Raw genomic sequence first — 8,108 nt, forward strand, 5'->3', positions numbered from 1 at the left:
GGATTTAACTTAGTTCTTGGCCTTGTCGACCAGCTTGTTCTTGGAAATCCACGGCATCATCGCGCGCAGCTTGGCGCCGACTTCCTCGATCTGGTGGCTGTCATTGTTGCGGCGAATGCCCTTGAAGCGCGACATGCCGGCGCGATATTCCTGCATCCATTCCGATGTGAACTTGCCGGTCTGGATGTCCTTCAGCACGCGCTTCATCTCGGCCTTGGTCTCGGCGGTGATGATGCGCGGGCCCGAGACATATTCGCCCCATTCGGCGGTGTTCGAGATCGAATAGTTCATGTTGGCAATGCCGCCTTCATAGATCAGGTCGACGATCAGCTTGACCTCGTGCAAGCACTCGAAATAGGCCATTTCCGGCGCGTAGCCGGCTTCCACCAGCGTCTCGAAGCCGGCGCGGATCAGCTCGACCAGACCGCCGCACAGCACGACCTGCTCGCCGAACAGGTCGGTCTCGCACTCCTCGCGGAAATTGGTCTCGATGATGCCCGAACGGCCGCCGCCGACGCCGCAGGCATAGGACAGCGCCAGGTCAAGCGCATTGCCCGAGGCGTCCTGGTTGACCGCGACCAGGCACGGCACGCCGCCGCCCTTCTGGTATTCGCCGCGCACCGTGTGGCCAGGGCCTTTCGGCGCGATCATGACGACGTCGACCGAGGCCTTCGGCTCGATCAGGCCGAAATGCACGTTGAGGCCGTGCGCGAAGGCGATTGCCGCGCCGTCACGAATGTTCGGCGCGATCTCGTTGCGATAGATGTCGGCCTGCAGCTCGTCAGGCGTCGCCATCATCATCAGGTCGGCCCATTTGGCCGCGTCCGCCACGCTCATAACCTTGAGACCGTCGGCCTCGACCTTCTTGGCGGTCGCCGAGCCGGCCTTGAGGCCGATGGCGATATCCTTGGCGCCCGAATCCTTGAGATTGAGCGCGTGCGCCCTGCCCTGGCTGCCATAGCCGATGATGGCGACCTTCTTGCCCTTGATCAGATTGAGATCGGCATCGCGATCGTAATAGACACGCATTTTGTCTTCCTTCCCGGTTTATGAATCAGAGGCCTTGCGGCCGGTTGTTGCTCTTGAAAAGAGCGAGAAACTGCTGCGTCGCCCGCGCGGCATCGCCGCCGATCGCCGCCTCAGTCAATTCCAGCCGGTCGCCGAGCAGCAGACGGATCTGCACGTCGCGGGCGACCAGCCCAAAAAAGGTGCGGAACGCCGTCTCGGCATCCGCAAAGTCGAGCAGTCCCGCCTGTCGTCCGGCCTCAAGCACCGGCTTCAGCCGCTTAGCCAAGGCAAAGCGGCCATTCTCCAGCACCACGGCGCCAAGGTTATCCTTGCCTGAACCAGCATGGCTCACCGCCACCCGGTTGAGCGCGATCGAAGTGTCGCTCGAAATGACCTGCAGCCAGTCGGAAGCGAAGCGTTCGAGGCTTGCGGTCAGCGACACAAGATCGAGCCCCTTGCCATCGACTTGCGCCACCCGCACCTTGGACGCCTGCCACTGCACCGTTGCCGTCAGCAGCCCGTCACGGTCGCCGAACCATTTGTAGAGCGTTTCCTTGGAGCAGCTTGCCCGACGCGCCACGGCGGTCATGGTCAGCTGATCGCCCTCCTCGACGAGCAGCCGCAGCGCTGCGTCGAGCACGGCTTTCTGCCGCTCCGTCAGCGCTTCGCTGGTGTCGATCTCGGGCACGATGTCCAACACGCTTTTCTCTCGGCAGGCAAGGCCGGCCGGTTATTTCCGGCAAGCCGTACCGTACGTTACGGTTCGCCTCTTCTATGGCGTATTGTCCCGATCCATGCAAGCCCTATTTCTATCCGCATGGCGTCGTGCCGGACCGGCTGCGCGGGGAACAAAGATGCTGATCGGATTGTTGGCCTTGACGGTTGCCGCCGTATTCTCTGGCGCCGCGATTTACGTCAGTGTCGCCGAGCAACCGGCGCGGCTTCGTCTCGACGACAAGGCGCTGCTGCAGGAATGGCAGCCTTCCTACAAGCGGGGCGCCGCCATGCAGGCGTCGATTGCCATTATCGCCTGCGTTCTCGGCCTAATTGCCTGGTGGCAAACCGGCGGTTTCGCCTTTCTGGTCGGCGCGGTGCTGATCATCCTGCCCTGGCCTTGGACGCTGATCGCCATGATTCCGACCAACAGGGTGCTGGAGGCGATGGACGCAGGCGCCGGCAATCCGCAAGCCAGGTCCCTGATCGTCAAATGGGGCAATCTGCACCTGGTTCGCGTAGCCCTTGGCGTGCTGGCGACACTGGCCTTTCTCTGGGGCAGTCATTCGGCCTGACCGGCGCGCTAAATCGTCAGTCCACAACGGGCGGATGGCGCAATCGACCCAGGAGTGCCGACACCATGTTCAGCTCATCCGCGGAGAGTTTGGTACCGACCAGTTCGGTGATCGAGCGTCCATAGACAGCCCACATCTGGCGGCGCATCTCTCGTCCCTTGGCCGAAATGCGGATGATCTGGCCTCGGCCGTCATCGGCCACCGGCAGTTTCTCGACGAGCCCGTCAGCCTCGAGCCGGGCCAGCAGCCGCGAGATGTTGTATTGCGCAAACAAAGTACGCTCGATCAGCTGGAACGGCCGCAGCCCGCCCTCACCCGCCTCGGCCAGTTCGTGCAGCACGTCGTACCAGGCGAGCGGCGGCAGGCCGCTCTCCTTCAGCGCGTCTTCAGCACTTTCCATGAGCTGGCGCGAAACCCGCATCAGGCGGGCCCAGGCCGTGATGGCTTCGGGCGAAGGCATGGCTTTCTCAGTCATTGCCCACCATAGGGGATAGATGCAATTGCATCAAGCTTGACGGTTAATGCAGATGCATCTATCTTGATGCAACTGCATTAACTTTGAAGGACGCGTTATGAAACATGAAATCTGCAAGGTCGCCGACATTCCGCAGACGGGCAGCCTGATCGCCCCGTTCTTCGGCCGTGAGGTCCATGTCTACCGCAGCGGCGAGCGTATCCGCGCCGCCGCCAATGTCTGTCTGCACTTTGGCGGGCCGCTCGACTGCAAGGACGGCAGACTGGTCTGCCAATGGCACGGCGCCTCGTTCGACTTGGCAAGCGGCGACCGCATCGATGGTCCGGCGCCAAAGGAGTCCCGCCTGATGTTCCTGTCGACGCGCGTCGAGGACGGCGCGTTGAACTATGTCTGGGGAGAGTAAGATGACCGACAAGCTCATTCTCGTCAGCCATCCTCTCTGCCCCTATGTGCAGCGCGCGGCGATTTCGCTGGCCGAAAAGGGCGTGCCGTTCGAGCGCGTCGATATCGACCTCGCCAACAAGCCGGCTTGGTTCAGAGCGATCTCGCCGCTCGGCAAGGTGCCGCTGCTGCGTGTGCAGCGAAGTGGCGAGGAAACGGTGATCTTCGAATCCGCCGTCATTCTCGAATTCCTCGAAGAGACCCAGGCCAATCCCCTCCACCCCGCCGATCCCTATGCCCGCGCCCGGCATCGCGCCTGGATCGAGTTCGGCTCGGCAATCCTAAACGCCATCGGCCGGTTCTATTCGGCCTCGACGGAGGCCGGCTTCCTCGCCGAAACCAGCGCGCTATCGTCGATGTTCGATCGTCTCGAGGCCGAGCTGGCGGACACCGAGCGGAACGGACCATGGTTCGCCGGCGAGCGCTTCTCGCTCGTCGACGCCGTCCATGGCCCTGTTTTCAGATATCTCGATGTGTTCGACCGGATCGGCGATTTCGGCATTCTGGACGGCAAGCCGTTCGTCCGGGCCTGGCGCCAGGCGCTAAGGGAACGCCCTTCGATCAGGAACGCCGTCGCGCCGGACTACCCGCAGCGCCTGCATGCCTTTCTCCAGGCGAAGGGGTCGCAACTCTCGACGATCATTCAGCGGAACGATCTGGCCATCGCGCTTCCTTGAGTCCGATCCGCCTGAACGGATCGATCACCGTGCCGGCCACCATCGAGGCAAGGAACTGCGGCGCCGGCGGGATTCTTGCCACCGTCGCCACCAGCCTGTCGCGGATGAAGGGCAGCGCCACGGAATCCGACTGGTAGAGCGGCGTGAACGCCAGCGACAGCGCCTGGAAGACGCGCACATGCCAACGCCGTGCCTTCGCGTAGGTCTCAAGTGCCGCCTCGACACTGTCCCTCCGTGCCAGCGCATGGCTGAGCGCCGCTGCGTCGAGCAGCGCCATGTTCGCCCCTTGCCCGAGCTGCGGGCTGGTCGAATGCGCCGCGTCGCCGATGACGGCCAGGCGACGGCCGATCGGCCGCTTCATCGTGTGGTGGCCGTAGCGCGCCAGCGAAAGCTGGTCGAAATCCTCGATCTGGCTGGTGTACGCCGCGCTCTCGGGCCACAGCCGAACCACCCTCTCCTTCCAGGCGTCGAGGCCGCGGGCGCGCACCTCATCGGCGTCCGCCGGCTTCAGGCTCCAGAAGAAGGCCGCCATCTTTTCAACACCCGGCTCCGGCCGGCCAATCGGCAGCACGCCGATCATCACGCTGGCCTTGTCGTAGCGCTGCAGCAGCGCGTGCTCGTCGAAACCTTCACCGCGCCAGCGCAGCGACGCCCAGAACGCACCATAGATGAGTGGGCGTGGCCCGCCTGCATCGCCCGCGCACCGCCGCAGCTTCGAGCGTGAGCCGCTGGCGTCGACGACGAAGTCGAATGGTCCTGCCCTACGGCCGTTGCCACAGATCAGCGTTGCCCGTTCGCCGATTTCCAGAGTCTCGATCTCGACACCTCTCTCGATGGCGATCGCTTCGCGCTGCACAGCGCGAAAGAGCACGCCGAACAGGGCCGCCCGATGCACTGCCAGCCCGAAACGGTGGCCGCGCTGGGCATCATAGCGGACATCGAGCACGGTGCGGCCGGTGGCGGCATCGGCGCCATGCAGGCGGTCGATGCGGCTGCCCAGCGCCAGAATGTCGTCGAGCAGGCCAAGATCAGCCAACACCGTCAGCCCTGTCGGCTGCAGGATCAGCCCGGAGCCGACCGGCTTCGGCTCCTCGAAGCGCTCGAAGATGGTGACCTTGTGCCCGGCGCGCTTGAGATAGAGCGCCATGGCAAGCCCCGCCGGGCCGGCCCCGGCAATCGCGATGTCGTAGGAAATGCCAATGCCCCCAAAGCCGAACTGGCCGGACAATCCTTCAGCGGGCGGACTAAATCAAGCCGCAGCCCCTGGCTTAGTCCAGTTGACGGGCCGGCTCACCCTTGGGCAGCATCAAAACCGGCGCGTGCGTCGCGCACCGCATCATGGTTGAGCTCGGCCCACAGGATCAGCTGGTGCAAGGCGCCGAACATCGACCGTCCGAGGTCGGTCAGGCTGTACTCGACGCTCGGCGGCTTGGTCGGGAACACCTCGCGATGCACATAGCCGTCGCGCTGCAGATCGTAGAGCGTCTGGGTCAGCATGCGCTGCGAAATATCGGGCACCAGGCGGCGCAATTCGCCAAAGCGATACGGCTGCTCGGCTAGGGCTCCCATCAACAGCGAACTCCATTTGCCGCTGAGACCCTGGATCACGTCGCGGACCGGGCAATCGGCAATGTTGCCGCCATCGCTCATGGATTTGTAGATCTCGAGCTTGGATCTCAGATTGACGATCGTGCTGTCCACGGCTGGTTCCCTGGCTGTGCCTACCTCCCGAAAAACTGCCTTCTTTACGGCCACGGGTCAATTCCTATTTTAGTGCTGGTCTCTTTTTGAGACCGCCTTTTGCCCCTCCTCTCCGACCCATGCCAGGATCTCCAATGAGCAAAACCCTTCTCGTCACTGGCGCTTCCGGCCAACTCGGCCGCAGCGTCATCAACCACCTGCTGGACACGTTCAACGTCCCTGCGGCGCAGATCATCGCCACGACGCGCACGCCGGCCAACCTTGCCGACCTGGCGGCGCGCGGCGTTGTCGTCAGGGCCGCCGACTTCAACGACAGCACGTCGCTGCAGAACGCGTTCCAGGGCGTCGACAAAGTGCTGATCATCTCGACCAGCGAAGTAGATCTGAAGGACGATCGGCGCCTGAAACAGCATGAGACGGCGGTAGCCGCTGCGAAGAAGGCCGGCGTTGGCCATCTTCTCTACACCTCGATGCCCAACCCCGAGCCGGGTTCGCCGGTGCTGTTTGCCAATGATCACTACGGCACCGAGCAGGCGATCAAGGCAAGCGGCATTGCCTACACCATTTTCCGCAACGGCTGGTACCAGGAGAACCTGTTCATGGCACTCCCGCAGGCCATCGCGTCGGGCCACTGGTATACGTCCGCTGGCGAAGGCCGCATCGCCCATGGCGCGCGCGATGACATGGCAGCGGCGATCGCTGCTGGTCTCGCTGACGTTTCGAACGAAAGCAAGACCTACACGTTGACCGGCCCGCATGCGTACACCACGGCCGAGATTGCCGCCCTGGTAGGCGAGGTCACCGGCAAGCAGCTCGATGTCGTGCAGGTTTCGGATGAGGCCCTGACCGAAGGGGTGAAGGCGGCCGGCATTCCCGAGGACTTCGCCCGCATCATCGTGTCGTTTGACGCCAACACGCGCGCCGGTCGCATCGCCATGGTGACGGATGCGGTCGAGACGCTTTCCGGTCGGAAGTCAAAAACGCTGAAGCAGTTCCTGGAGGCCAACAAGGCCGCCTTGGCAGGCTGACGGCCCGTGAGTGGTCCCGGAAGCCGACCCCCCGGCTTCCGGCGCTACTTCGCCTTTTTGAGCAGACCGAGCCGGATCAGGCTCTCGCCGGTGGCAACCAGCGCGTCCTCGCGTGATCGCGGCGCCCAGCTTAGCAGGCGCACGGCCCTCGCTTTGGTTGCATTCTTGACCTTGCCCAGTTCCGGCACCAACTGTGCGACTTCCGGGTTGAACAGGCCCACGATGCGCACCAGCCAATCGGGTAGTTCCCGCGTCGAGACGCGCGCCCCGGCATCGCCCAGCCGGGTTTTCAAAGTCTGCGCGATCTCTCGCACGGTCATGAAATCGCCGGCAACCGCTAGGAATCGCTTGCCCCTGGCGGCTGGATTGGTCATGGCGCACACATGCAGGTCCGCCACGTCGCGCACGTCGACAACGCCGAAAGACAGGCGCGGCAGCCCCGGCATGGCACCGTTCAACATACGCTGGACAAATTCGGTGGAGGTCGAATGGTCCGGGCCGAGCACCGGCCCGAAGATACCGACCGGATTGACGACCGCGAGCTCCAGTTTGCCACCCTCCGCGGCAATGAAATCCCAGGCGGCGCGTTCGGCGAGCGTCTTCGATTTCACATAGGCGCTGACCTTGGCCGTCGGATCGGTCCAGCTCTCCTCGGTGAACGGCTGCCCGCCGGGCGGCAGCTTGCCATAGCCGATTGCCGCGAAGGACGAGGTCAGCACGACGCGCTTCACCCTCGCATCCCGTGCCGCGCGCAACACCCTGAGCGCGCCCTCACGGGCCGGGACGATCAGGTCGTCTTGGTGTTTCGGCACGCCGGGCGGAAATGGCGAGGCGACATGAAGCACATAGTCGCAACCGGCCACCGCATCCGGCCAGCCCGCGTCGGCCATCAGATCGGCGACGGCAAACGAGAGCGCCGCTCCAGGCTCGGACCCGCCGGCCTTGAGCATGGCCAGAACATCGGCTTCGCGCTTGGCCGAGCGCACGGTCGTGCGCACGCGGTAGCCGGCCTTCAGCAGTTCGAGAATACAATGCGCGCCGAGGAAGCCGGAGCCACCGGTAACAAGCACCAATTCGCCGCTCATTTCCGCCTCCTCAGCCGTTCATCGGCAAGGGCCCGTCAGATCGCTACCTGCGTACCGATCTCTACCACACGGCCGGTCGGGATCTGGAAATATTCGGTCGCGTCGGCCGCCGTGCGCGCCAGGCCAATGAACAACCGGTCCTGCCACACCGGCATGCCGGAATTGGGCGAGGCCTTGAGCGAACGTCGCGACAGGAAGAACGAGGTCGTCATGATGTCGAACTTCCAGCCCTGCTTGCGGCAGATCGCCAGCGCACGCGGGATGTTGGGCTGCTCCATGTAGCCGAAGGTCAGCGTCACCCGCATGAACAGCTCGTTGACCGTCTCCATCTTGACCCGCTCGCTGTCGGGCACCACCGGCTGCGGCGCGGTCACCACCGAAAGGATGACGTTCTGCTCATGCAG

Annotated in this window: 11 protein-coding genes; 4 read left to right on the forward strand and 7 right to left on the reverse strand. The window is 63.9% G+C overall.

Features of this window, described 5'->3' with window-relative positions; all coding sequences use genetic code 11:
• Positions 1 to 9 precede the first annotated feature (9 nt).
• Together ilvC and AC1DZU_RS25500 are read right to left on the reverse strand one after the other, a co-directional pair.
• Positions 10 to 1,029, reverse strand: coding sequence for a ketol-acid reductoisomerase (gene ilvC, locus AC1DZU_RS25495; protein ID WP_095087167.1), 1,020 nt, complete (start codon positions 1,027 to 1,029; stop codon positions 10 to 12).
• A 25-nt stretch (positions 1,030 to 1,054) separates the two neighbouring features.
• Entirely contained in the window at positions 1,055 to 1,708 is a 654-nt protein-coding gene (locus tag AC1DZU_RS25500; protein WP_477289453.1) for a TetR/AcrR family transcriptional regulator, read from the reverse strand.
• A gap of 154 nt (positions 1,709 to 1,862) precedes the next feature.
• Here AC1DZU_RS25500 and AC1DZU_RS25505 point away from each other — a divergent pair, with 154 nt between their 5' ends.
• Positions 1,863 to 2,297, forward strand: a complete 435-nt coding sequence (locus AC1DZU_RS25505) for an anthrone oxygenase family protein (RefSeq protein WP_477289455.1) — start codon at positions 1,863 to 1,865, stop codon at positions 2,295 to 2,297.
• A 16-nt stretch (positions 2,298 to 2,313) separates the two neighbouring features.
• On the opposite strand, the gene AC1DZU_RS25510 is transcribed toward AC1DZU_RS25505, so the two are convergent.
• Positions 2,314 to 2,772, reverse strand: coding sequence for a MarR family winged helix-turn-helix transcriptional regulator (locus AC1DZU_RS25510; RefSeq protein WP_477289457.1), 459 nt, complete (start codon positions 2,770 to 2,772; stop codon positions 2,314 to 2,316).
• Positions 2,773 to 2,869: 97 nt separating this feature from the next.
• Between AC1DZU_RS25510 and AC1DZU_RS25515 the strand changes: the two genes are divergently transcribed.
• Positions 2,870 to 3,175: a Rieske (2Fe-2S) protein gene (locus tag AC1DZU_RS25515; protein ID WP_477289459.1), complete on the forward strand. Its 306-nt coding sequence runs from the start codon at positions 2,870 to 2,872 to the stop codon at positions 3,173 to 3,175.
• 1 nt (position 3,176) lies between these two features.
• Positions 3,177 to 3,890 (forward strand): glutathione S-transferase family protein, encoded by a 714-nt coding sequence (locus AC1DZU_RS25520; protein ID WP_477289461.1) that lies wholly within the window; start codon positions 3,177 to 3,179, stop codon positions 3,888 to 3,890.
• Here the strand turns inward: AC1DZU_RS25520 and AC1DZU_RS25525 are convergent.
• Complete coding sequence (locus AC1DZU_RS25525) at positions 3,853 to 5,037, reverse strand: FAD-dependent oxidoreductase (RefSeq protein WP_477289474.1); 1,185 nt, start codon at positions 5,035 to 5,037, stop codon at positions 3,853 to 3,855. The two genes, AC1DZU_RS25520 and AC1DZU_RS25525, sit on opposite strands and share 38 nt — an antisense overlap.
• A gap of 143 nt (positions 5,038 to 5,180) precedes the next feature.
• Entirely contained in the window at positions 5,181 to 5,591 is a 411-nt protein-coding gene (locus AC1DZU_RS25530; RefSeq protein WP_111547595.1) for a winged helix-turn-helix transcriptional regulator, read from the reverse strand.
• Between the two features lie 134 nt (positions 5,592 to 5,725).
• On the opposite strand from AC1DZU_RS25530, the gene AC1DZU_RS25535 reads away from it, so the two are divergent.
• Complete coding sequence (locus AC1DZU_RS25535; protein WP_477289464.1) at positions 5,726 to 6,619, forward strand: SDR family oxidoreductase; 894 nt, start codon at positions 5,726 to 5,728, stop codon at positions 6,617 to 6,619.
• A 44-nt stretch (positions 6,620 to 6,663) separates the two neighbouring features.
• Here AC1DZU_RS25535 and AC1DZU_RS25540 read toward each other — a convergent pair whose 3' ends face one another.
• Positions 6,664 to 7,704, reverse strand: a complete 1,041-nt coding sequence (locus AC1DZU_RS25540) for an SDR family oxidoreductase (protein ID WP_477289466.1) — start codon at positions 7,702 to 7,704, stop codon at positions 6,664 to 6,666.
• A 35-nt stretch (positions 7,705 to 7,739) separates the two neighbouring features.
• The coding region (locus tag AC1DZU_RS25545; RefSeq protein WP_477289468.1) for a KUP/HAK/KT family potassium transporter at positions 7,740 to 8,108 on the reverse strand (369 nt) is incomplete at its 5' end.

This window comes from Mesorhizobium sp. P2_A12 (genome assembly GCF_056405075.1).

Bases quoted from the DNA above. Each gene is read 5' to 3' on its own strand.
- ilvC (WP_095087167.1), bottom strand. From the start codon at position 1,029: ATGCGTGTCTATTACGATCGCGATGCCGATCTCAATCTGATCAAGGGC.
- AC1DZU_RS25505 (WP_477289455.1), top strand. From the start codon at position 1,863: ATGCTGATCGGATTGTTGGCCTTGACGGTTGCCGCCGTATTCTCTGGC.
- AC1DZU_RS25510 (WP_477289457.1), bottom strand. From the start codon at position 2,772: ATGACTGAGAAAGCCATGCCTTCGCCCGAAGCCATCACGGCCTGGGCC.
- AC1DZU_RS25515 (WP_477289459.1), top strand. From the start codon at position 2,870: ATGAAACATGAAATCTGCAAGGTCGCCGACATTCCGCAGACGGGCAGC.
- AC1DZU_RS25520 (WP_477289461.1), top strand. From the start codon at position 3,177: ATGACCGACAAGCTCATTCTCGTCAGCCATCCTCTCTGCCCCTATGTG.
- AC1DZU_RS25525 (WP_477289474.1), bottom strand. From the start codon at position 5,037: ATGGCGCTCTATCTCAAGCGCGCCGGGCACAAGGTCACCATCTTCGAG.
- AC1DZU_RS25535 (WP_477289464.1), top strand. From the start codon at position 5,726: ATGAGCAAAACCCTTCTCGTCACTGGCGCTTCCGGCCAACTCGGCCGC.
- AC1DZU_RS25540 (WP_477289466.1), bottom strand. From the start codon at position 7,704: ATGAGCGGCGAATTGGTGCTTGTTACCGGTGGCTCCGGCTTCCTCGGC.